This window comes from Tautonia plasticadhaerens (genome assembly GCF_007752535.1).
Lineage (GTDB): Bacteria > Planctomycetota > Planctomycetia > Isosphaerales > Isosphaeraceae > Tautonia > Tautonia plasticadhaerens.
The window spans coordinates 38,367-61,575 of record NZ_CP036428.1 but is presented as its reverse complement, the minus strand read 5'-3'; the positions used below and the strand labels follow the sequence as shown (position 1 = coordinate 61,575).

At 71.0% G+C, this 23,209-nt stretch carries 19 protein-coding genes; 13 read left to right on the top strand and 6 right to left on the bottom strand.

Annotated elements, in window-relative coordinates; genetic code table 11:
* Window positions 1-144 precede the first annotated feature (144 nt).
* From ElP_RS35815 to ElP_RS35805, 3 genes are all read left to right on the top strand, one after another.
* A complete protein-coding gene (locus ElP_RS35815) occupies window positions 145-687 on the top strand; it encodes a hypothetical protein (protein WP_145279625.1) in 543 nt (180 codons plus the stop codon).
* 71 nt (window positions 688-758) lie between these two features.
* Window positions 759-1,064: a hypothetical protein gene (locus tag ElP_RS35810; protein WP_145279624.1), complete on the top strand. Its 306-nt coding sequence runs from the start codon at window positions 759-761 to the stop codon at window positions 1,062-1,064.
* A gap of 243 nt (window positions 1,065-1,307) precedes the next feature.
* A complete protein-coding gene (locus ElP_RS35805) occupies window positions 1,308-1,763 on the top strand; it encodes a hypothetical protein (protein ID WP_145279623.1) in 456 nt (151 codons plus the stop codon).
* An 83-nt stretch (window positions 1,764-1,846) separates the two neighbouring features.
* On the opposite strand, the gene ElP_RS35800 is transcribed toward ElP_RS35805, so the two are convergent.
* Together ElP_RS35800 and ElP_RS35795 are read right to left on the bottom strand one after the other, a co-directional pair.
* Window positions 1,847-2,905: a ParB/RepB/Spo0J family partition protein gene (locus ElP_RS35800; protein WP_145279622.1), complete on the bottom strand. Its 1,059-nt coding sequence runs from the start codon at window positions 2,903-2,905 to the stop codon at window positions 1,847-1,849.
* A complete protein-coding gene (locus ElP_RS35795; protein ID WP_145279621.1) occupies window positions 2,905-3,750 on the bottom strand; it encodes a ParA family protein in 846 nt (281 codons plus the stop codon). The genes ElP_RS35800 and ElP_RS35795 overlap by 1 nt, the downstream gene beginning before the upstream one ends.
* Before the next feature lie 331 nt (window positions 3,751-4,081).
* Here ElP_RS35795 and ElP_RS40340 point away from each other — a divergent pair, with 331 nt between their 5' ends.
* The 5 genes from ElP_RS40340 (at window position 4,082) to ElP_RS35765 (ending at window position 8,527) form a co-directional block, all read left to right on the top strand.
* Complete coding sequence (locus ElP_RS40340; RefSeq protein ID WP_231749926.1) at window positions 4,082-4,708, top strand: helix-hairpin-helix domain-containing protein; 627 nt, start codon at window positions 4,082-4,084, stop codon at window positions 4,706-4,708.
* Window positions 4,705-5,022: an MBL fold metallo-hydrolase gene (locus ElP_RS35780; protein WP_145279620.1), complete on the top strand. Its 318-nt coding sequence runs from the start codon at window positions 4,705-4,707 to the stop codon at window positions 5,020-5,022. The genes ElP_RS40340 and ElP_RS35780 overlap by 4 nt, the downstream gene beginning before the upstream one ends.
* Before the next feature lie 448 nt (window positions 5,023-5,470).
* Entirely contained in the window at window positions 5,471-7,270 is a 1,800-nt protein-coding gene (locus ElP_RS35775; protein WP_145279619.1) for a reverse transcriptase/maturase family protein, read from the top strand.
* 255 nt (window positions 7,271-7,525) lie between these two features.
* Window positions 7,526-7,960 (top strand): winged helix-turn-helix domain-containing protein, encoded by a 435-nt coding sequence (locus ElP_RS35770; RefSeq protein WP_197447209.1) that lies wholly within the window; start codon window positions 7,526-7,528, stop codon window positions 7,958-7,960.
* A gap of 9 nt (window positions 7,961-7,969) precedes the next feature.
* Window positions 7,970-8,527 (top strand): transposase, encoded by a 558-nt coding sequence (locus ElP_RS35765; RefSeq protein WP_145279617.1) that lies wholly within the window; start codon window positions 7,970-7,972, stop codon window positions 8,525-8,527.
* A gap of 29 nt (window positions 8,528-8,556) precedes the next feature.
* On the opposite strand, the gene ElP_RS35760 is transcribed toward ElP_RS35765, so the two are convergent.
* Window positions 8,557-9,549, bottom strand: coding sequence for an IS5 family transposase (locus ElP_RS35760; RefSeq protein ID WP_390836245.1), 993 nt, complete (start codon window positions 9,547-9,549; stop codon window positions 8,557-8,559).
* Window positions 9,550-9,588: 39 nt separating this feature from the next.
* Entirely contained in the window at window positions 9,589-9,801 is a 213-nt protein-coding gene (locus ElP_RS35755; protein ID WP_145279616.1) for a hypothetical protein, read from the bottom strand.
* A gap of 332 nt (window positions 9,802-10,133) precedes the next feature.
* Here ElP_RS35755 and ElP_RS35750 point away from each other — a divergent pair, with 332 nt between their 5' ends.
* The 4 genes from ElP_RS35750 (at window position 10,134) to ElP_RS35735 (ending at window position 19,151) form a co-directional block, all read left to right on the top strand.
* The gene (locus tag ElP_RS35750; RefSeq protein WP_145279615.1) at window positions 10,134-11,630 is read left to right on the top strand and encodes a N,N-dimethylformamidase beta subunit family domain-containing protein; all 1,497 of its coding nucleotides are present in this window, start codon (window positions 10,134-10,136) and stop codon (window positions 11,628-11,630) included.
* 99 nt (window positions 11,631-11,729) lie between these two features.
* Entirely contained in the window at window positions 11,730-13,277 is a 1,548-nt protein-coding gene (locus ElP_RS35745) for a TolB family protein (protein ID WP_145279614.1), read from the top strand.
* 680 nt (window positions 13,278-13,957) lie between these two features.
* The gene (locus tag ElP_RS35740) at window positions 13,958-17,305 is read left to right on the top strand and encodes a Calx-beta domain-containing protein (protein WP_197447208.1); all 3,348 of its coding nucleotides are present in this window, start codon (window positions 13,958-13,960) and stop codon (window positions 17,303-17,305) included.
* Between the two features lie 244 nt (window positions 17,306-17,549).
* The gene (locus ElP_RS35735; RefSeq protein ID WP_145279612.1) at window positions 17,550-19,151 is read left to right on the top strand and encodes an Nramp family divalent metal transporter; all 1,602 of its coding nucleotides are present in this window, start codon (window positions 17,550-17,552) and stop codon (window positions 19,149-19,151) included.
* Window positions 19,152-19,427: 276 nt separating this feature from the next.
* Here the strand turns inward: ElP_RS35735 and ElP_RS35730 are convergent, their stop codons facing one another.
* Window positions 19,428-20,729 carry an amidohydrolase family protein gene (locus ElP_RS35730; protein ID WP_145279611.1) on the bottom strand — a complete coding sequence of 434 codons (1,302 nt, stop codon included), beginning with the start codon at window positions 20,727-20,729 and terminating at the stop codon, window positions 19,428-19,430.
* 345 nt (window positions 20,730-21,074) lie between these two features.
* Between ElP_RS35730 and ElP_RS35725 the strand changes: the two genes are divergently transcribed.
* Window positions 21,075-22,172, top strand: a complete 1,098-nt coding sequence (locus ElP_RS35725) for an alpha/beta hydrolase family protein (protein WP_145279610.1) — start codon at window positions 21,075-21,077, stop codon at window positions 22,170-22,172.
* 177 nt (window positions 22,173-22,349) lie between these two features.
* On the opposite strand, the gene ElP_RS35720 is transcribed toward ElP_RS35725, so the two are convergent.
* Entirely contained in the window at window positions 22,350-23,018 is a 669-nt protein-coding gene (locus tag ElP_RS35720) for an HAD family hydrolase (RefSeq protein WP_145279682.1), read from the bottom strand.
* Window positions 23,019-23,209: the final 191 nt, after the last annotated feature.

Sequence of the window (23,209 nt, the reverse complement as noted above, 5' to 3'; positions counted from 1 at the left end):
CGTCAATCGCCTTATATAACTGAATGCGCGTTGATATCTGTCAACAGCGGACACAGTCGCGACGGGATCCCGCTTGCTGTGAAATGAACAAAATGCCACTATCAGCGGCGGTGCATGATGTGACCCGGCCGAGAGACCACCGGTATGAGCACTCCCCCGACCCCCGAGGGACTCCACCTCAAGCGGCTCACCCTGGACGACGACGGCCGGGCCCGCCTGGCCGGGCGGCTCAAGGCGGCGGACGAGGCCCGCACCGCGGAGCGACGAGAGGAGCGGCGGCGGCAGGACGAACGCCGCCGGGCCTTGATCCGCGGCGCCGAGGCGGTCGCCTTCCGCTGGGCGACCGAGGTCGCCAGCCGGGACGAGCTGGCCCGGATCGGCCTGCACTGGGGGCGGCTCTCCCACCCCCTCTCGCACGGCCTGGCCGACTTCCTCGTCCGGGAGCCGGCCCGGACGATCGGCACGCATCTCATCCGCTCGATCAGCGACCGGGAGCTGACCGAGGAGCAGGCCCTCGGCTTCTGGTCCGGCCTGGTCGGCGACGCCGACGCGGCCCGGCGGGCCTGCGACGACTTCAGCTTCATCGCCGCGTTTTGCAACGTCGCCGCCCAGCTCTGGGACCAGGACGCCCCCCTGCTGGGCGGCCGCCCCGAGCACGCCCCGCCCTGGCGCGACCCCGCCCGGTGAGCCCCGCCCGCGCGGCCACCGGCCGCGCCCCGCCGCCGACCGACGACCGACGACTCCGAGGAGGATCCACAATGCCGATCCTGGACGACGAGGCCAAGGCCCGGGTGGCCGCCCGGCTGAAGGCGACCCGACCCGACCCGCCGGCGGACCCCCAGCAGGACCCGAAGCAGGCCGAACGCCGTGCGGCCGAGGCCCGCTACGGCGCGGACCTGGGCCGGCACTGGGCCAGCAATCAGGCCTCCTACAAGGAGCTACGCCAACTGGCCCGCGAGTGGCGTCGGCCCTGGGGGCTGCTCAGCCCCCGGGTGGTCCGCGCCGTCGAGGGCGACCCGGCACGCTCGCGGGGGACCACGCCTTCGCCTTCTGGGCCGCCCTGACCCACGACCTCGACACGGCCCGGCGGCTCTGCGACTCGGCCGACTTCGTCGATGCGTTCGCCGAGGCCGCCTGCCGGGTCTGGGATGAGGTCGAGCCGCTGCTGGGCGACCACCGCGATTGAGCGCCGCCCATCGTGCCTCGCACGCGCGGCCCCCGCCGCGCCCCACCGCCGGCGTCCCGACCCGTCGATCCCGACGGCCGGTGCGCCCTGTCCGCAGGGGGATCGACGGGGGACAGCAGGGATGGACGACGAGGCGCGTCGGCGGTTGATCGAGCGGCTGGCGGCGTCCCGGGAGGCCGGGGCAAACGCATGGGAGGACCCGGCGGAGAAGGCGACGCGGGACGTTGCCGCCAACCGCTGGGGCCGGGAGCTGGGGCGGCGTTGGGCAATCGAGGAGGCGAGCTATGAGGAGCTTCGTCGGCTGGGCGAGCGGTGCGATCGGCCGGACGGGCTGTTCCGTCGGTCGGAGATCGCCGAGGTGGAGATGACGCAGGGGGCGACGCTGGCCGGGCGGCTGATCCGGCAGGTCAGCCGGACGGCAATCGAGCCGGGCCGTGCGGGGCGATTCTGGGCCTGGCGCCTGGGGATGCCGACCGCCGTGGCCCGTCCGCTGTTGAATAGAATTTCCTTCGTCGCGGGGTTCGCGGCCGGGGCGGCTGGAGTATGGGAGCAGGTGCGCCAGGAGCTGGGCGACTGATGGGAACCGACCCGGATCCGGGGCGGAGGCTCCGGATTGGCCCCACAACAGGTTTGGCGACGGCGTGGGTCCCCTGACTCGGGTCAGGCAGCGACCTCCCTGCCCTGCTCCTCGTCATCGGCGCCAGAGACGACGGGGCCAGGGTCGAGCGGGGGCGATCCGGCCATCGGCCCTCCATGACCGGGCGTCGATTCCCTTTCGACATCCGGATCGGCCCCGGCCAGCAGAGCCGCGGCGATCACCTGGCAGTAGTCGTCATCGAGCCCTTTGGCCCGCTCGATCGTGACCTTGTAGCCGGCCAGCTTCAGCACCCTCCGGGTCACCTTCCGGGCGGCCCCCCGACTCGACTTCCCCTTGTGCCCACCCTTCGCCCTCCCCGAAGTATCCCCCCTGCTCTTTCCGGCCGACGAGTTGCTCGCCTTGACCGCGGCGGCGACCTCGTCGCGCTTCAGGCCGTCGGCCTCGATCCGGGTCAGCAAGGCGGCACGGGCCGCCTCGTCGTCGAGCCGGGCCAGCTCGTGGCCGATCGTCGGGGCGAGGCTCCCGGCGTCGATCCGCTCTCGCAGCTCGGGAGCGAGCTTCAGCAACGACAGGGCGCTGGAGACGCTCTGCTGGGGCACGCCCAGCTCCTGGGCCAGCCGGTTCGCGGACCAGTCGTGGGCGTCCATGATGGCCTTGAAGGCGGCGGCCCGCTCGCACGGCTTCAGGTCGGCCCGCTGGATGTTCTCCACGAGCTGGATCGTCCGCAGCTCGGGCTCGCTCGGCCGGGCCGGCAGGACCTTGCAGTCCAGGTGCGTCAGGCCGGCCCGCTTCGCCCCGCGCCAGCGGCGTTCGCCGAAGACGAGGAGGTAAGCCCCCCTACCCTCATCGCGGTAAACGGCGACGGCCTGGAGCTGGCCCCGGACCTTGAGCGACTCGGCCATCTCCTCGATGGCCGCCTCGTCGAAGCGCTTCCGGGGCTGATCCGGGTCCGGCTCGATCTGCTCGACGGGGATCCGCCGCAGGAAGGCGCCCCGCTCCGCCAGCCGGTCGTGCGGCGCCGCGTCGGGCAGCGGCGCCATGCCGGCCGGGATGGCCGGGGCCCGGCCGATCCCGAGGTTGGACAGCACGCCGGCCCGCTTCTTGTCGTCGTCCCGGCTCATCAGGCAGCCTCCCGTGCGTCCTCGGCCTCGCCTCGGTCTTTGCCGTCTCCGGCCATCAGCCCGAGGGCGGCCAACCGGGCCCCGATCTCTCGGGCCACCGCGTCGTAGGCCTTCGCCGCCGTCCCCCGGGGCTTGTGGGCCTGGACCGGCTTGCCGAGGTTGATCGCCTCGGGGATGTCGGTCGTGTCCGGGATCGCGGTGGAGAGGGTCTCGGGGAAGTGCTCGCGCAGCGCGTCGACGACGGCCTGCTGGAGCCCCCGGCGGCTCTTGTGCTGGTTGACCAGAAGGCCGGCGATCGGCAGCGCCCGGCCGCGGACGTGGCCGACAAGGTGGAGCCAGTCGAAGACGATGGCGATGCCCTGGTTGCCGTAGGCCTCCGCCTGGGCCGGGACGAGCACCGCGTCGGCCGCCAGCAGGGCGACCCAGGTGTTGAACTGAAGGCTGGGGGCGGTGTCGATCAGGACAACGTCGTAGCCGGCCGTGATCCGATCCAAGCCCTCGGCGAAGAGGGCGGCGTGGTCGGGGTCGACCGTGTGCGGTTCGGGCCGGTTGAAGCTGCCGGCCCGGGGCGAGCCGGGGAGGAGGTCGAGGCCGGGGAAGACCCCCTCGACGACCAGCTCCGAGGGGCCGGCGTCGAGGCCGGCGAAGAGGGCGTAGATCGTCCGCTCGGGCGGCATGACGAAGGTCGCGTCGGGCGTCAGCAGCCCCTGGGTCAGGCTCGACTGGGGGTCGTCGTCGATGATCAGCGTCCGCCGCCCGAGGCGGGCGAACGCCGCGCCCAAGTTCAAGGTGGAAGTGGTTTTACCTACTCCCCCCTTCTGGTTCGTCATGGCGATGATCGGCATGGCCGGGGCCCTCCGGGTTGGTGTCCTGGCTCTAGGATCGGCAACTGGACTCGCCCGGGTTGAACCTGGCCTTACTCGCGGCGAGTAACCCCGCCGCCGGGGCCGGCGGTCGGGCGAGTGGGCCGGGGTTACTCGCCGCGAGTAAGGCCGCTCGTCGGGCGGCGGTGGAGATGCTCAAAGGCCGGGGTTACTCGCCGCGAGTAGATCCGAATCGGCATCGCCCGCGTCGCGGAGGCAGCCCAATAGGGCGGGCTCCCACGGCCGCGGCCATGACCGGCTTGATCCTGACCCCGACGACGGGTTCAACTGGGGCCATCCGGAGGTCACCGACATGCCATCCATCCGCCTGGCCGTCGACCGGTTCGAGGGCCGCGACGAGCAAATCGCTGTCCTCGTCGCCGACGACGGGCGTGTCCTCAACTTCCCCCGTGGGCTGCTCCCCGCCGGCACCCGCGGCGGCGAGGTCCTCGCATTGGCGATCGTGCCCGACGCGGGCCCCTCGGGCTCGTCGGCCGGGGTCGACGTCAACGCCGCCCCGGCCGACGAGCTGCGGGCCCTGCCCGGCGTCGGGCCGGTCCTCGCCGAGCGGCTGGTCGCAGGACGACCGTACAAGGACGTCGACGAACTGGCCCGCGTCGAGGGGCTCGGCGCGGCGAAGCTGGAACGGCTCCGGCCGCTCGTCGCGGCGGGTCCGACTCCCGGTGGGGCCCCGGCGCCGATCCGGCTGCGGGTCGAGCGGCCGGCCGATGGCCCGGGCGGGGACGCTCGCCTGGCGACCGACGACGGCCGGGAGGTCGTGCTGCCGGGCGACCTGCTGCCGGGCCCGGTCGGGGCAGGGGAGGGGCTGACCCTCGCCCTCGAACGGGACACGGAGTCGACGCGCCAGGTGGCCGAGGAGACCCGCTCGATCCAGGAGCAGCTCCGCAGCCGCGACCCCGGGGGAGACCTCAAGCTATGAACCGCCTCGCCGCTCGCCTGCTGCTGGTCGTCGGGCTCGCCCTGGGGGCCTCGTCGCCCGCGCCCGCCCAGCCCCCGGCCGAAGCCCCGAATCCGGCCCTGGTCCAGGTGCTCGACATCGGCCAGGGCGACGCCATCCTGATCCGCTCGCCCGAGGGCAAGGTCGCCCTCGTCGACGCCGGGCCCTCGGGCCGGATCGTGCCCCTGCTGGAGGCGCTGGGGGTGACGACGATCGACCTGGTCGTCGTCAGCCACCATCACACGGATCATGTGCGTCGCGTCACGACGCGTCCTGATCACCGCGAAACGCGGTAGGGGTTGATCGCAAGACCCCTGGGTCGATGGACTCACCTGAAGGCGAAAGTCGGAGGGGACAACAGCATGTCCATGAAGCCCGGAGATGGCGGAGCCACCCAGCCTGCTGCCGGGCGAGACCCGGTCGGTATGGTGAAGCCTGCATTGGCTGAACCCCAGCGCCCGACCTGTCAACGTGTGCGGGCCGGATACGGTGGTTGTCATCCGGTGCCGGCCTCGAGGCGAGGAGTAGTGGTCTCCCCCGCCGAAGCGATCCGAGGCCGGGTGGGCCGCGTCTGCGGCCTCAAGGGCGCGAAACGGGCACCTGTAGCCGACCTGAACGTCAGGCGCGGACGGAACGCGAGATGCCCTACGGGTACGGAGCCCCCATAGTAGTCCGGGCGCGGGAGAGCCGCGCACATGGCGAAGGGGGGCAGGGGGGGATGTCGCAGGGGCCGAGGTACGCGTGATGCGAGACGCCAGGGCCATCCTGGACATCCATCGGAGCCGTGGGCAGCGCGGGCTGCCCCTGGAGCGTGTCTACCGCCACCTCTTCAACCCCGATTTGTGCCTCGACGCTTATAACAAGATCTACCGCAACGCCGCGGCAATGACGCGGGGAGTCACGGGGGAGACGGTCGACGGGACGTCGCTGGACACGATCACCGCGATCATCGACCTGCTCCGGCAGGAGCGATGGGAGTGGCGGCCGGTCAGGCGACGGTACATCCCCAAGGCCGACGGCAGTCGCCGTCCGCTGGGCATCCCGACATGGGGCGACAAGCTCGTGCAGGAGGTCCTGCGGGCGCTGCTGGAGGCCTACTACGAACCCCGATTCTCGGATCGATCCCACGGCTTCCGGCCCGGCCGGGGCTGCCACACGGCGCTCAGACAGGTCCAGGCGTCGTGGCGGGGGACGACCTGGTTCATCGAGGGCGACATCAAGGGGTGCTTCGACAGCATCGACCACTCGATCCTGCTGGGCATCCTCAAGAGGGACGTCCAAGACGGCCGGGTCATCGCCCTGATCGAGGGCCTGCTTCGGGCGGGTTACCTGGAGGACTGGAAGCGGGTCGAGACCCTCGGCGGCACGCCGCAGGGGGGCATCCTCAGCCCGCTGATGGCCAACATCTACCTGAACGAGCTGGACCGGTTCGTTGAAGATGTTTTGATCCCGGCGTACACACGGGGGGAGGTCCGGAAGCGGGACGAGCGGTACGTCCGGACGAGGTGCCGGATGGCCTACCTCAGGCGACTCGGCGACCGCGAGGGGGCCGAACGCCTGGGGAAGGAACTCCGACGCCTCCCGAGCGTCGATTACTTCGACCCCGACTTCCGCCGCCTGAAGTATGTGCGCTACGCCGACGACTTCCTGCTCGGGTTCATCGGGCCCAAGGCCGAGGCGGAGCAGATCCGCCAGCGGATCGGCGACTTCCTGAGGGACGAACTCAGGCTGGAGCTGTCGCTGGAGAAGACGCTCATCACCCACGCCGTGGATGAGAAGGCCTCGTTCCTGGGCTACGAGATCAAGGTGTCGCGGTCGCACGACCGCCTCACCGACGGGAAGCGGACCACGAACGGTGCCATCGCCCTGCTGATGCCCCGGAGCGCGGTCGCGACGATCCGCGAGCGTTACAGCAGGGGAGGTAAGGTCCGGCATCGGGCCGAGATCCTGGAGGAGACGGACTATACCATCATCCGACGGTATCAGGGCGTCCTCGCCGGGCTCTACAACTTCTACTGCCTGGCGACCAACGCCGGCCAGAAGAGGCGGATGCACATGGTCAAGTGGGTCCTCGAGACCTCACTGACCAAGACACTTGCCCATAAACATCGGATCAGCGTCAGGGGGGTCTACCGGCGCTACCGGGTCCCCGAGGATGGCCGAGACGTGCTGAGGGCGGTGGTCGAGCGTCCGGGTCGGACGCCGCTGGTTGCCACGTTCGGCGGGTTCCCGCTGGTCAGGAGGCCCTGGGGGCGAGACGGACTGGAGGATGTCGACCTCGCCGCGTCCTGGCATCGCTACGCGACCGACCGTTCCGAGGCCGTCCAGAGGCTGATGTCTGCCAGATGCGAGCTATGTGGCCGTGACGGCCAAGTCGTCATGCACCACATCCGCAAGCTGGCGGATCTCGACCGACCCGGGCGGCGACGGGCGTCGGAAGCGGAACGGATCATGTCAGCCCGGCGACGGAAGGCGATTCCTGTCTGCACGCATTGCCACCATCGGATTCATTCCGGTGACTACGATGGGCCGCGGTTTCGTTAGCTCCTGGAGAGCCGGATGCGGTGAAAGTCGCACGTCCGGTTCGGAGGGGGGCGGTTGGAAAAGTGCCCGCGAGGGTAACTCGCTGGCCGCCTACCCTACTATCAAGGAATGGATGACGTGATCCGGGAGTTCGGGCCGCCGGTGTTCGCGGCCTCGACGTCGAGCTACACGAGCCCGATGTACCTGAAACTCCTCCAACTATTGACTCCATCCTGGCCAAAGAAACACCTGGGCGGTTTGCGGCGTAGTACCGGTATGAGGCCCATCGGGACCGCAGACGAACTGGAACGCCGCCGGCGCCGAGCCGTCGAACTGATGCAGCAGGGCGAGTCCCCCACCGTCATCGCTCGCATCCTCGGCGTCTGCCGTACCTCGTTGTATCGCTGGCTCGGCATGGCCAAGGACTCCCCCGAGGCCCTGGCCGCCAGGCCGCATCCCGGCCCGACGCCCCGGCCCTCCGACGAGCGACTCCGGGAGCTCGAGGACTTGCTGCCGCGGGGGGCCAGGGCCCACGGCTGGCCCAACGACCCGTGGAGTGCCCAGCGGGTCGCCGAGGTCATCCGCCGCCGCTTCGGCGTCACCTACCACGTCGAGCACGCCCGCAAGCTCATCCGACGGCGGCTGAACCGGGCCGGCCAGAGGCCGCAGAGGCGGGCCAAGCAGCGCAACGAGGAGGGGATCGCCCGCTGAAGGGCCGAGGTGCTGCGCCGGATCGTCGAGCGGGCCGAGCAGCGGAAGGCCCGACTCGCCTTCCTCGACGGGTCGGGGTCCCCGCTCGAGCCGGTGGCCCGCCGCACCTACGCCCCCGGGGGAAAGGCCCCGATCCAGGGGGCGTGGCATCGCAAGGGCCGGATCTCGGCGATCGGCGCCGTGGCCGTCAGCCCGGCGCTCCGGCGGCCCAACCTCGTCTTCCGGTTGCTGCCGGACGACGCCAACGCCCACGGGGAGGACACGGTCTCCTTCCTGGCCCGGCCCCGGGGCCGGCCCCGGGGGCCGATGACGATCCTCCGGGACCGGGGCGGGATCCATAAGCGGTCGAGGGTGGTGGAGGCGTACCAGGCCAAGCATCCGGGGATCGAGGCCGAGGACTTCCCCGGCTACGCCCCGGATGCGAATCCGGACGAAGGGGTGTGGGGCGACACCGAGTACCCGCGATTGCCGAGCTATGCGCCCGAGGACACCCGAGAGCTCCGGCTCCGGCTGTGGGACGAGTCCTCGGCCTTGCGGCAGCGAGGCGTTGTTGCACGGAGAGTGTAGTCGCAGGAAGTCCCCCGACCTTGGCCGGCCTACGCCACCCGCACGCTCTGCGGCATCCCGAGGCGGGTCATGATGTTCAACGCCCGGCCCCGGATCGCACCCTCGGTCGCCTGGCGTTCCGGCCTCCGGCTAGCCAGATGATCGCCGAAGATCACCTTCAGCCGGCAGACCCCCGTCTCGGCCAACGACCTCATGTGGTAGCCGGACTCCCGCTTCCACGCGTTGCGACCGGACCGCCGGATGGCCCGCAAGTTCTCGTCACGGGCCAGCGGCGGACCGGAGGTGTTGCCGTGCTTCCAGATCCGGGCGTTGCCCCTCGGCGGGATCAGGATGCGACCCGTGCGGGGCTCCAGGACCCGATACACCTTCCGCTTGTCGTAGGCCCCGTCGCCCGCCGCAGCGGCGATCTCCCGGTCGATCGGCTTGAGCAGCGGCTCGGCCATCTCGGCGTCATCGACCCCGGCCTCGGTCACCATCACCGCCTGGACCTCGTGGGTCTGGGCGTCGATGGCCAGATGCAGCTTCCGCCAGGTCCGCCGCCTGGAGTAGCCGTGCTTGCGGACCTTCCACTCCCCCTCGCCGTAGACCTTCAGCCCGGTGCTATCGAGGACCAGATGCAGCGGCCCCTTGCCCCTGCGGGCCAAGTCCACCGCCACCTCGGCGGCCCGGCGGGAGAGGGTGCTGTAGTGAGGCACGTCGAGGTCCAGGCCCATCAGTTCGAAGATCGAGGCGGCCATGCCCTGCGTGGCCCGCAGGGGCAGGTGGGAGACGGCCCGGAGCGTCAGCAGGCACCGGATGGCCGCATCGCTGTAGACGAACTGCCCTCCCCATTGATTCGGACCCTGGTAATGCCAGGCGTCGAGGGCTCCTTGATCGACCCAGACGGTCAGCGAGCCACGCCGGACGAGGGCCTGGTCGTACTCCCGCCAGTTGCGGATGCGGTAGACGGCCCTCATGGTGGCCTGGCGAGCGAACGACTTGCGAGAACGACGAGTGCGGCGGGGGGTGCGGGTCTGGCTCATACCCAAGTATACGGAAGGCCATCACCAAGGCGAGCCCCTTCATGCAACAACGCCTCGGACCGGCACGAAGATCCAGTACTTGCGGACCGTATCCTCGATGATTTCGCTCCGGAAGAGGAAGGGGCCTTCGAGCCTCCCGCTCGGGACGTCTTGCCGGGGGAGCGAGTCCGGGCCCAACTCGTGGCGGACCCTCGGCTGGGGCCCGTGGCGATGCGGCTCCTGGGCCGGCGAGAGGGAGCAGGTGGCCAGCATCGACGCCAGGGAGATGGTCTCATCGAAGGCCTCCGGGAACGCTTCGAGCGTGACTTGTCCCGAGGCCGCACGCCGTGGAGGCGGTTGCTCGGGGAGTCGGGCAACGGCAAGATAGCGGTTGCTCGACCACGATGATCGACTGAACCGATTCCGATCGCGACCAGGATGGGCGAGCCCGCGATCATAAGGCAGGGATCGCGCCGAGGCGACGACCTTCCCCCGCGATGACTCGGCCGCTCGGTCGGTGGCGTCTCCGGCCGACCACCGAGTCGAGCGTCGGCGCGGAGCCCCAGCCACCCGTTCCCGCTTGCACAAGACCAAAGGAGAAACCGATGACGGTCGTGCCAGCGTCCCGCCCCCGGAGCTGGACCTCCTCGCGTCGCCCATCGGGTGGCATCTCGCCGTTCATGATCGGCCTCGCCCTGATGGGGTTCGCCGGTCGATCGCATGCCGCGCCCGAGGAGCCCATCGTCGTCGAGAATGCCAAGGCGGGCACGACCGACTGGATCCTCGATCAGGTCGAGGTCGATGAGGATCAGCGCAGCCGGGCGATCGAAGGATTCTGCTCGCAGGCGAGCGTCGCCGCGGGCGAGACGCTCACCGTGTCCGTCAGCACCGAACCGGCCTCGAGCTTCCGCTGCCGCATCTACCGGATGGGATACTATGGCGGTGCCGGGGCGCGGCTGGTCCACGAGACGGGATCGTTACCGGGGACGACCCAACCCACGCCCGACCCGGGCCCTCGCGACGTCCGCGAATGCCGATGGGAACCTTCCTTCTCGCTCACGATCCCCGGAGATTGGCTCAGCGGCGTCTACCTGGGCAAGCTGACGGCCGAGCCGAGCGGACTGCAGAGCTATGTCGTCTTCATCGTCCGCGACGACCGCCCGGCCGACTTCGTCTTCCAGTGCTCGGATCTGACCTGGCAGGCCTACAACCGCTGGCCGGGATGGTCATCCCTTTACGACTACGAGGGCAACCGTTGGGAGACCCGGCTCAGCAACGATGTCAGCCTCGATCGCCCCTACTCGCGCTATTACAACATGCTGCCCATCGACGACACGGCGGCCACTCCCGTCGTAGGTTCGGGCGAGTTCCTCCTCTGGGAGTTCCCGTTGGCCTACTGGATGGAGCGGCATGGCTACGACGTGACCTACATCTCGGACCTGGACACGCACCGGGACGGGATGGGGCTCCGACGGGCCAAGGGGTTCCTCTCCGTCGGCCACGACGAATACTGGACGCCCGAGATGTTCGAGAACGTCGCGCGGGCGCGGGACGCGGGCGTCTGCCTGGCGTTCTTCTCGGGCAACAGCCTGTCGGGCGAGATCGCGCTCGACCCGGCTCTCGACGGCCGCCCGGACCGGATCTTCCGACGGTCACGCATATTCGACGAGGAGGAGGAGTTGATGGGCGCCTCCTCCTATGGGGTGGGCCTCGGCGACTGGACGTGTCGTCGGCCGGGCCACTGGCTCTTCGAGGGGACGAGGATGGGCGAGGGCGACTCCATCCCGGGCCTGGTCGGCTGGGAGTTCCACGGGCCGCCCTTGAGGGACGACCCGAGCCTCGTCGTGCTGGCCGGGGGCCGTCTGAACGATTCCGACGGCAGTGAGCTGGACCGCGAGCATGCCGCCGTCGTCTACGACGGGCCGGAGGGGAACTTCGTCTTCAACGCGGCGACTTGCTGGTGGAGCCTGCCGCTCAGCTCGCCCCCCGGCTACCTCGACGTGAATCGGGCCGACTTCCACGAGGACGACCCGCGTGTCCAGCGGATGACGCGGAACGTCCTCGACCGGATCATCGAGGCGGGGCCCTCGAATCGCCCTTGAGCATCTCCCGGATGCGCGTTGGTGTGCCGGTCGTCGGTTGATCGATCACACCGCGGTCCGATCGCGGTCCACAAGCGGCCTCGGACAGGAGGAGACCCAATGAGAAACCGCCTCGTCGTCTTCGCGGCAGCCTTCGTCACCGGGCTCCATTCGGCGGCCACGGCCGCGGGGTCATCGTCACCGCTTCCACTCCTCGGCCCGCCGCCCGGCCAGGACGGCCCGCGGCTCGGCGTCTTCGAGGAGCACCGCGACATTGGCACCCCCTCGCATCCCGGCGACGTCGCCTTCGACGAGTCCTCCGGCCGCTACACCGTCACGGGCGGGGGCGGCAACATGTGGTTCGCCCGCGATGACTTCCATCTCGCCTGGACCGAGGCATCCGGCGACGTCTCCTTGGCCGCGAAGGCCCGATTCCTGGGCGAGGGCGCCGACCCCCACCGCAAGGCCTGCCTCATGATCCGGCAGGACCTGGAACCGGATTCCCCCTACGTCGGCGTTGCCCTGCACGGCGACGGCCTGACATCGCTGCAGTTCCGCGAGGTCAAAGGCGGCGACACCCGCGAGGTCCAGGCGAACGTCGAGGCACCGGACCGACGGCGGCTCGAATGGCGGGGCGGATACGCCCGGATGTTCCTCGCCTCCGGGGCCGACGCGCCGATCTACTCGGGCGCGGCGATCCGCATCGCGTTCCGGCCCCCATTCCTCGTCGGCATCGGTGTCTGTGCCCACGACGACCAGACGACGGAGACCGCGGTCTTCTCGGGCGTGGAGCTGTCCACCGACCTCCCGGCGGCTTCGGGGGAGCCTGTCCTGTACAGCACCCTTGAGACGCAATCCATCGCATCGACGGACCGGCGTGTCGTCCATGTCACGCGAGGCCGAATCGAGGCCCCGAATTGGCTGGCTGATGGAAGCACGCTGATCTTCAACAGTGAGGGCGGAATCTTCCGCTTGCCCGTCGCTGGGGGCACGCCCGGGCTGATCGACACCGGCTTCGCGACCCGCTGCAACAACGACCACGGCGTCTCACCCGACGGGACGAGGCTGGCCATCAGCGACCAGTCGCAAGGCCGCGGCCAGTCGCTCATCTACACCCTGCCGATCGCCGGGGGCACGCCGGACCTGGTCACCCCGGAGGGCCCCTCCTACTGGCATGGCTGGTCGCCCGACGGGGCGACCCTGGCGTATTGCGCCGAGCGGGACGGCGAGTATGACATCTACACGATCCCCGTCACGGGCGGCCGGGAGACGCGGCTGACGACCGCTCCCGGCCTGGACGACGGACCGGACTTTTCCCCCGACGGCGGCTTCATCTATTTCAATTCCGAACGAAGCGGCACGATGCAGATCTGGCGTATGCGGCCGGACGGCGGCGGCCAGGAACAAGTGACGTTCGATGTGTTCAACGACTGGTTCCCCCACCCGTCGCCCGACGGCCGGCACCTCGTCTTCCTCTCGTACGAACCGGACGTCGACGGCCACCCTGCGGACCGGGATGTGACCCTGCGGACCATGCCCCTCGGCGGCGGTGAGGTCGATGTGCTGGCTCGGTTGTTCGGTGGCCAGGGGACCATCAACGTGCCGTGCTGGTCCCCCGACGGGAGTCGGATTGCATTCGTGAGCTACCAGCTCATCCCCGAGGATTGAGGACGAATAACGCATCGCGGTCAGGTTCGGGGCCGCAAACCGCGAGAGGGACTCAGTACCGAGGGATGCCGTCCGAGATGCCAGACCCCCACCCTACGACTGCGTGACCTGCCACCATTGACGCACTTGATGAAACGGTCCCTGGGGCGGGCTCGCTCCCACAGCCGATTTCACGCGTCTCGCATAGGAGCACAACGGGCATACTCGCCGAGTACCGGCAACCGCGACCTGGCACGAGCACCTCCCGGGATCATCAAGGACTGATCCTCTCAGCTCAGGCGTCGAGCCTCGTCTTGCCGTCCCGTGGGGCGATCGTCCCAGCCGGGCCGGCGGCCTCTCTTCACGCCCGTCGAGATCGCTGCCTCGGTCCCCGTTCGATGGTCATTGCGGCTCGGCGTCGCCGCAACGACTTCGGGCCCCGGGCGGTCGTATCGGGATCGGACAACGATCGGCATGAGGGCGTTGCGAGCGGGGTCGGGACCGGGCATGGTGGCAGGAATCCCTCCGCTCCGATGCCCGGACGATCGGCCGAGGTGGTGCGAGGCATGCTGAGGAAAACTCCGATGAGAAGGAAGCGAAGGCCCCCCGACCTGAGGCTCGGTGGAGGGGCACGAAGGGTTTCGTCCAAGGCCTCCCCCTCAGCCGTCCGGGGGCGACGGCTCGCACCCGCGATCGAGGCCTTGGAGGGACGTGTCCTGCTGTCCCTGAACTTCGACCCGGGTGTCGATCCGTCGGTATTCAGGGTCACGACCTTCGCCAGCGGCCTGGACTACCCCTACGGCATGACGCAGCTGGTGGACGGCTCGCTGCTGGTCGCCACGAGCCGGCCGGCCTCGACCAGCTACTTCAACTCCACGGGACAACTCCTGCGCCTCTCGGACGCCGACGGCGACGGCGTCGCCGACGGGCCGGGGGCGGTGCTCTACGGCGGGCTGCCCGGGGCCCTCACCTCGATCGAGCGGGCGGGCGACCTGATCCTGGTCGTCAGCTCCCAGGATGGGGGCGAGCGCATCTCGGTGCTCCGGACCGGCGCGTCCCCTTCCGACCCGCTGCGCCTCGCGGGCAGCATCCGATTCGCCATCCCGCCCGGATTCGAGCACAAGGTCTTCGCACTGGAGACCCGGGCGACGCCGGGCTCGCCGGGGAGCTACGACCTGTTCTTCAACCTCGGCGCCGCGGAGAACTTCGCCGCGACGACCGAGACCGTTCGGGTCAGCGGGCTGATCGACGGGACGCTCCGGGGCGACTCGCTCTATCGGGTGACGGTGAGCGACGGGCCCGGGGGTCTCTCCGTCTCGGGGCTCACCCGGATCGCCTCGGGGCTGAGGAACGCGGCGGGGATCGCCGTGCATCCGGCCTCGGGCGACCTCTATTTCGAGGACAACGGGATCGACACGCCTTCGAACCGGATCGAGCCGCTGAGCGCCGACGAGCTGAACCGGGTCGCGGCGGCCGACGTCGGCGGCGCGGCCGAGGACTTCGGCTTCCCGTCGAACTACACGGCCTACCGCACCGGCACCCTCGTCGGGGGGGCGGGAGTGCAGCCGGTCGTGGCCTTCCAGCCGATCCCCGACCCCCGGACCGGTGCCGAGAGCGAGGGGCCGGCCGAGATCGCGATCGCCCCGTCGGCGTTCCCGCCCGGCTTCAACGATGGCGTCTTCGTGGGCTTCCACGGGCAGTTCAACCTGGCGGGTGCGGCCAACGAGGAGAATCCGGTCGTCTACTACGACCTCGGCTCCGGCGATTACGTGCATTTCATCCGGGGGGATTCCCCGGGCGTGGGGCACCTCGACGGGCTCCTGGCGACCGCCGACTCGCTCTTCCTGGCCGACCTGTCGTCCGTCGGGTCGATCGGCAGCGGGGCGGGCAGCGGGGTCATCTATCAGATCCGATCCCTGCCGACTCCTGGACCCGACCTGCCGGAGATCGAGGTCCGGGACGGATCGACGATCATCCCGGATGGTGCCGGCTCGGTCTCCTTCGGCGCGACGGCCCTCGGGTCGGCCGTGTCGAAGACCTTCACCGTCTCGAATGTCGGGTCATCGCCGCTGACCCTCTCGGCCCCGGTGTCCGTGCCGGAGGGATTCCGGCTGGCGAGCGGCTTCCCCGAGACGGTGATCGCCCCGGGGGCCTCGACGACCTTCTCGGTGGAGCTCACCGCCCAGGGGGTAGGCACCTTCTCGGGGATGGTCTCGTTCGGCAACGACGACGCGGACGAGTCGCCCTTCGAGTTCTCGGTGTCGGGGATCGTCACCTCCCAGCCGGCCGCTCTCCCCCTGGCCTCGATCGATGACATCACCGTGACGGAAGGCGGCCGGGGCTCGACCGCGGCCGTCTTCACCGTCTCGCTCTCCCGAGCGGCACCGGCGCCGGTGAGCATCGACTTCAGTGTCGAGGATGGATCAGCTCGCCGGGGGACGGACTACCGGATCACCACGACAAGCCCGCTGGTGATCCCCGCCGGCCGGTCGAGCGGGACCATCGCCGTCGAGGTGATCGACGACGCGATCGACGAGGAGGAGGAGCTCTTCTCGGTGGTCCTGAGCGGGGGAGTCAACGCGGTCATCGACCGGGCAGAGGGGAGTGCGACGATCCTCGACGACGACCCGCCGCCCGAGGTCTCGATCGGGGCCTCGACCGCCTCGATCGCCGAGCGCGGCGGGCAGGTCACGGTGACGGCGAGGTCGTCGTCGGCCTCGGGACGGGCCGTCGTCATCCGCCTCGACTATGGCGGATCCGCGACCCTCGGGGCGGACTACTCGGCCTCGCAGCCCTCCATCACCATCCCGAGCGGCAGCACGAGCGGCACGCTGACGCTCTCCGCGGTCGCCGACGACCGGGTCGAGGGCCCGGAGACGATCGAGGTCCGGCTCGCCGCGGTCGAGGCCGGCATCCCGGCGACGGCCTCCCCGCTCGTGGTCACGATCATCGACGGCCGTCCGCCGGGGGTCGTTGCCGACTTCGACGGCGACCGCAGGACCGACTTCACGGTCTACTCCCCGGCGGCCGGGGATGCCCCGGGGCGATTCTCGAGGAGGCTGTCCTCGGGCGACGCGACGACGGCCGTCGACTTCGGCAACCCGGGGGACTTCCCGATCGCCGGCGACTACGACGGCGACGGGATCGCCGACCTCGCCGTCTACGGCTACGATCCCTCCCTGGGATACGCCCGCTTCCTGGTCCGACGCTCGTCGGATGGTTCGACGTACAGCCGGCCCTTCGGGGGCCCGTTCGACTTCCCGATCGCCGGCGACTACGACGGCGACGGGACCACCGACCTCGCCGTCTACGGCTACAGCCCCCTCAACGGCTTCAGCCGGTACGCGGTCTTGCCCTCGGGCGGGAGTCCGGCGGTTCTCAGGCCGCTCGGCGGCCGGGACGACTTCCCCGTGGCCGGCGACTACGACGGCGACGGGCGCGATGATTTCGCCGTCTTCGGCTACAGCCCCCAGGACGGCTACAGCCGGTTCGGCGTGGTCTTCTCGGGCGGGGGCCCGACGCTCACCTTCCCCTTCGGCGGCCGGGACGACCGGCCCCTCCAGGGCGACTACGACGGCGATGGGACGACCGACCTCGCCGTCTTCGGCTACAGTCCCGACGAGGGGTTCGCCCGCTTCGGAGTCGTCTCTTCCTCGGGGCGGCCGACGCGGTCGATCCCCTTCGGCGGCCGGGACGACCGCCCCGTGGCCGGCGACTACGACGGCGACGGGGCGACGGACCTCGCCGTCTACGGCTTCAGCCCCGACAACGGCTTCGCCCGGTTCGGGGTGATCCAGTCCTCGGGGGCCCCGACGATCACGCTCCCGGCGGGCGATGCGCGGTCGATCGGGCTCCCGCCGTTCTCCGGCCTCTTCCGGATCCAGGATGATCCGGGGGCGGATGTCTCCCGCTCCTCGGTCGATGTCGCGCGTCTCTCGGGCATCGAGCAGCTGATGACCCCGGGCGGTGTCGAGTTGTTTGATGGGGACCTCGACGCACTCGACATGCGTCGGCGACGACTGACAGGCCGATCGCCGTCGAGAGGGTGAGCAGGTCGTTCGGGATGCCGCCGTCCGGGTCGCTTCACGATGCGTCATCTGCCTCGACTCCTTGATTCGGGCGGGGACTCCTGACTGGAGCGCGCCCGGTGACGTCGTTACACTCCTGAGATCACCCAGAGGCTTCGGCCCCTCTCATCGTCTCCGCCTCCCTTCCGGCTCATCAACGGACGATCGCGATTCCGGACCGTCGCCAAGGTGGAGAGCCTCGCACGTAACCCGTCGAGGCGGAAGCATGCCCGATCCCCATCGCGTCCCGCCGGCGACCGAGGCTACCAGCGACGTCGACGGCGGGTCCGAGCCGCCTCAACCCGGGGCCGCGATCATGCCCCGTTGGGATCGGGCCGAGCTCGACGACGCCCCGGCCTTCAACCGGCGATGCTGGGCCTTGCTGCTCGGCCCGGCCTTGATCTCCGGCGGCGCCGCCATCGGCGGCGGCGAGTGGCTCATGGGGCCGGCCGTCACCGCCCGCTACGGGGCCGCCATCCTCTGGCTGGCCACCCTGAGCATCGTCGGGCAGGTCGCCTACAACCTGGAGATCAGCCGCTACACCCTCTACTGCGGCGAGCCCATCTTCACCGGCAAGTTCCGCACCCTCCCCGGGCCGCGCTTCTGGCTGCTCGTCTACCTCGCCCTGGACTTCGGCGCCGTCTTCCCCTACCTCGCCTCCAACGCCGCCACGCCCCTGGCGATGGCCTACCTCGGCCGCCTGCCCGACGCCCGGGACGCCATGCTGATGAAGGCCCTGGGCATCGGCGTGTTCCTCCTCGCCCTGGTCCCCGCGCTCGTCGGCGGCCAGATCTACCAGACGCTCAAGTGGGTCATGGGGCTCAAGATCGTCGCCGTCCTGGGCTTCCTCCTGCTCCTGGCCGCCTTCTTCTCGACCCGCGGGACCTGGATCGGGATCGTCTCGGGGTTCTTCAAGTTCGGCACGGTGCCGGTCGGCGGCGATCGGACGGGGAACGTCTTCGTCAGCCTGGCGAGCGGCCGGGGCCTGCCGGCCATCGACCTGAGCACGGTCGCCCTGCTGGCCGCGTTCGCCGCCATCGCCGGCAACGGCGGCCTGACCAACGCGCCGCTGTCGAACTACACGCGCGACCAGGGCTGGGGCATGGGCCGCCACGTCGGGGCGATCCCCAGCATCGTCGGCGGCCGCGAGCTGCGGCTGTCCCACGTCGGGGCGGTCTTCGAGGTCGACGCGACGACGCTGCCCCGCTGGCGGCGCTGGTATCGGCACCTGGTCCGCGACCAGCTGGTCGTCTGGGCGCCCGCGTGCTTCCTGGGCGCGGCGCTGCCGAGCCTGCTGTCGCTGCAGTTCCTGCCGCGCGGGACGCGCGTCACCGAGTGGGCCGCCGCCGGCATGACGGCCGCCGCGGTCGGCGACCACGTCGGCGTGGCGTGGGGCCTCGGCTGGGGGACGACGTTCTGGTACCTGACCCTGCTGTGCGGGTTCCTCACGCTGGGGCCGACGATGGCCGTGACCGTCGACGGCTTCGTGCGCCGCTGGGTCGACGTCTTCTGGACCGCCAGCCACCGGCTCCGCTGCTGGGACCCGGCGCGGATCCGCCGGGTCTACTTCGCCGTGCTCGTGGTCTATGCCGGCTTCGGCGTGCTGATGCTCTGGGTCGGCAAGCCGCTGCAGCTGGTCAAGATCGCGACCAACCTGATGAACTATGCGCTGGGCTTCAGCTGCTGGCACACGCTGTATGTCAACCTCGCCCTGCTGCCCGAGCCGTTGCGGCCCGGCTGGTTCATGAGGGTGGCCCTGGCGGGTGCGGGCCTGTTCTTCCTGGCCCTGGCGACGATCACGACGCTGGCGGCGGTCGGCCTCCTGTAGGGGCCCCGCTGCAGGCGAACCCGGCCCCGCGTCAAGGGCTCGCCGGACCGGGCTCGCACCCGCACTGATCCGCGTCTGCGTGATCTGCCCGCTAAGACGCACGACGTCCATCGGGCTCAGTTGCCGAGGCCCTGGAGGTCCTCCGGCGGCGACCGGGCGAACCGGTCGAGCGTCTCACGGCCCTCCCGGCGCCTCTGCCGTTTCGCCCGGCGGGCACTCGCCCGCCCCCTTCGGATCACGACTGCGGGCCGCGGGCCCGGTTCGCCGGGGGCCGGCTCACCGATCGTCGCGGACGACCTCTCCGTCCTTCATCACAAAGACGGCCTCCCGCAGGGCGTCGATGTCCTCCAGGGGGTTGCCGGGCGTGGCGATGAGGTCGGCGGCCATCCCCCGTCCCAAGGCGCCTCGCTCGCCCTCGACGCCGAGCAGGCGGGCGGCGTCGACGGTCATGGCCCGGAGGATCGCGGCGGGCGGGATGCCAGCCTCCCGGAAGCTATCGGTGAAGAGCAGGGCCGCCGAGCCCCGGGTCTGCCCGGCGACGGGGAAGAAGACGTCGGTGCCAAAGGCGATCGTCACCCCGGCTTCGTGCGCCCTCCGCAGGCGGTCGACGATTTTCTCGGACCTCGTCTCCGCCATCGGTCGGGGCATGCCCTGGGCGTCCCAGAGATCGGCCGGGAAGTCGGTCCCGACGAGGGCGACGTCCCGCTCCCGGGCGAGGTCCAGCAGCTCGTCGGGCATCTCGAAACCGTGCTCGACCGAGGCGACGCCGCCCTCGATCGCGTGGCGGGCGCCGGCCTCGGTGACGCAGTGCGCGGCGACCTTCAGCCCGGCGGCCCCGGCCTCCGCGACGACGAAGGCGGTCTCCCCGACGGAGTCGATGTAGGGCTGGTCGTCGACCACGAGCTTGATGACCCTGGCGCCCCGGAGGATGTTCTGGCGGACGGCCTTCCTCAGATCGTCCCGCGTGTCGGCGTAGAGGTACTCGTGGGGCCCGATCCCAGGGAGTTCCGGGTTGAGCAGCTCCCCGGGGAACTGGCCGCCGGAGGGGCTGATGATCATGCCGGCGTTGATGATGGTCGGGCCGGGGACGAGGCCGTCCTCGACGGCCATCCGCAGGGCGGTGTCGGCGTAGTCGCAGGCGTTGCCCACGTCGCGGACGGTCGTGAACCCGGCCTTGAGCACCTCCCGGGCGTTGCTGGCCCCGACCAGGGCCCGGTAGGCCGCCGGCTGGGTGAGGGTGTTCACGAGGAACTGCTCGCGGAAGCCCATTTCCCCCTGGTTCGTGTGATTGAACCCGCCCTTCACGGTGTAGCAGAGGTGGGTGTGGCAGTCGAAGAGGCCCGGCAGGACCACCGCGTCGGAGAGGTCGATGACGTCCGCGCCGTCGGGGATCTCGACGTCGGGCCCGATGGCCGCGATCTTGCCCCCCTCGACGAGGATGACCTGATCGGTCGTCACCGTGCCCTCGTGGATGTCGATGAGCCGTCCGGCCCTGATGGCGGTGAGCTGGGCCGTGGCGGGCGAGAAGAGCGTGAGCAGCAGCGTGGCGGCGAGGACGTCGGTGCGGTTCGTGGTCATGGGGTGGGCTCCCGGTCGGAGGGGGCGAGGCGCTGGCCACCACTATACCGGCCGGCCCGGCCGCGTCAGCTTGCTGACCACCATCGCTCCGGGACCCATTCGCGGTGCAGCTTCTGCCCCGATTGACGCAGTCGGCCGACGACTACTGGTCGATCGCGTCACCGCGTCGGCTTCAACCCTTCCGGCTGATCCGTATCGGGGGAGGGGCCGTCAACCGGGCCGGCCGCGGGGTCGAGCCGCCTGCCCGATCCGGTCGATGAACAGGTCGTGCCGGCCCGTGAGCGAGCCCGTAGCGGCCCGCTCGGGGCTCCCCGCGGGGCGGCCTCTCGGACTTGAGGTGACGCGATGGACCTCCGAAGTGCGCACGCGATCCGGGTGGCGACTGCCCCGCTCGTCGTGGCTGCCTGTCTGGCCTTCGGCCCGGCGAGGCCCGACCTCGCACTCGCCGGGCCCGCGACGGATGCGGCCGGGCCGTGGGCCCGCACCGGGTCGCTGCTCTACCCGGGCCCCGTCGTCCCGGCCGACGTCGCCGGCGCGGCCCCGGTCGCCCCGCCGCCCGGGCGGCGGGGCGACTTCTGGGTCATCCGCACGGCCGAAGCCCCCCAGGTCATGGGCTCCGACCCCTGGCCCCACCTCCAGGCCTACCGCCTCGACTCGCTCGGCCTGCTCGCCCCGGCCGACCCCGGCGCGCTGCTGACGCAGGCGGCCGGCCGCCCCGTCGTGATCATGGTCCAGGGCAACCTGGTCTGCGGGATGCTCGCCGTGAACACGACCCTGAAGGCGTGGCAGTGGCTCGACGGCGCCGGGGCGATCCCCCGCGACGCGCTGGTCGTCCTCTTCGACTGGCCGAGCGGCAGGGCCCTGCTCGACCCGGCCCGCGACCTGAACGAGAAGTCGCGGCGCGCCTTCGTCGCCGGCTATCACCTGGCGCGGCTGCTCCAGGCGTTCCCCCCGGGCGCCCGCGCCTGCCTGATCGGCCACAGCGAGGGGGGGCGCGTCGTCCCGGCGGCGCTGCACCTGATCGGCGGCGGGGCCCTGAACAGCCAGTCGCTGGACCCGCCGATCGGCCTGCCCGGGCCGCGGCCGCCGCTGCGGCTGCGGGCGGTGCTGATCTCGGGGGCGATCGACCACCACTGGCTCGGCCCGGGCCGCCGGCTGGGGCGGGCGTTGCCGGCGACCGAGGCGGTCCTGGGCCTGTACAACCCGTGCGACCGGGTGCTGGCCCCGTACCCGCTGCTGCCGCGGACCGGGCACCGCCCGGCGATGGGGAGCGTCGGCCTGCTGCCGCGGGACGGACGCCGGCTGGGCCCGCTGCGGGCGCGGTACGCGGGGTTCGACCTGCGCCCGTATGTCGGGGGCTACCACTCGCTGCTCGTGGCGCTGGCCCATCCGCCGGTCGCCTCGCTGATCGCCCCGTATACCTGGGCGGTGCCCCTCCCGTAGACGAGGCGGCGTTGAGTCGGTGGCTGCCGGCGCCCTACCCCTGTATCCTCCCCCGCCCGACGGCCCCGAGTCGCCCGGTCGCCCATCCCGGCGCGGCGGGTGGGTTGCATCGGCGGCCTCGTCGCAGGCGTTCGGGCGGCCGTCGACGGGCACGAGGCCGGACTTCACGGGCCGGGCCTACGCGCCCCGCGCCAGGGGCGATCGCTCGTACCGGCCGAGCAGGTCGACCGGGTCGCGGTAGACGGCGACGCACCCGGCGGCCCGGAGCTGCTCCTCGGGCCAGCCGCCACAGGTCAGCCCCACGGCGCGGATGCCGGCCTTGGCGGCGGCCTCGGCGTCGTAGGGGGTGTCGCCCACGACGAGGACCTCGTCGGGCCCGAGGCCGCCGAGCCGGCCCAGGGCCGCCTGGAAGATGTCGGGGTGCGGCTTGGACCGCTCGGCGTCGTCGGAGGAGGACTCGGCCTCGATCAGGTCGCCGACCCGGGTGATGCGATTGTAGGCCTCCAGCTCATCCCCCCTGGCCGAGGAGGCCAGGGCCAGCCGCTTGCCGTCGGCCCGGAGCCGCTCGAAAAGCTCCCGAACCGAGGGGAACGCGCGGTCCTCGGGCAAGTAGACGCGCTTGTAGTGGTCGCTCCGGTAGGCCTCGATCTGCTCGCCGCGGTCCCGGACGACGTCCTCGGGGAGGAGGGCGGGCAGGAGCTGGTCGCCGCCCTTGCCGATCTGGGCGCGGACGCAATCGAAGGGGATCTCGCGGCCGAAGTGGCGGAACGTCTCCTGCCAGGCCCGGGCGTGCAGGTCGACCGAGTCGACCAGCGTGCCGTCGATGTCGAAGATCACGCCCCGGATCACGGGCCACCTCCCCCCGGGGACCCCCCCGGTCCCCAGGGAGCGCAGAGGGCCAGCAAGGCCCATACCGCGACGGCATCGTCGTGCGAGGGATGCGGCCGGGGGTCGACGGGGGTATCGGATCGGAGCACCGTCTGCAAGGTCATGATCCGTGCGTCCCCTGCCCCCGATCACGCACTAATTAGATAACA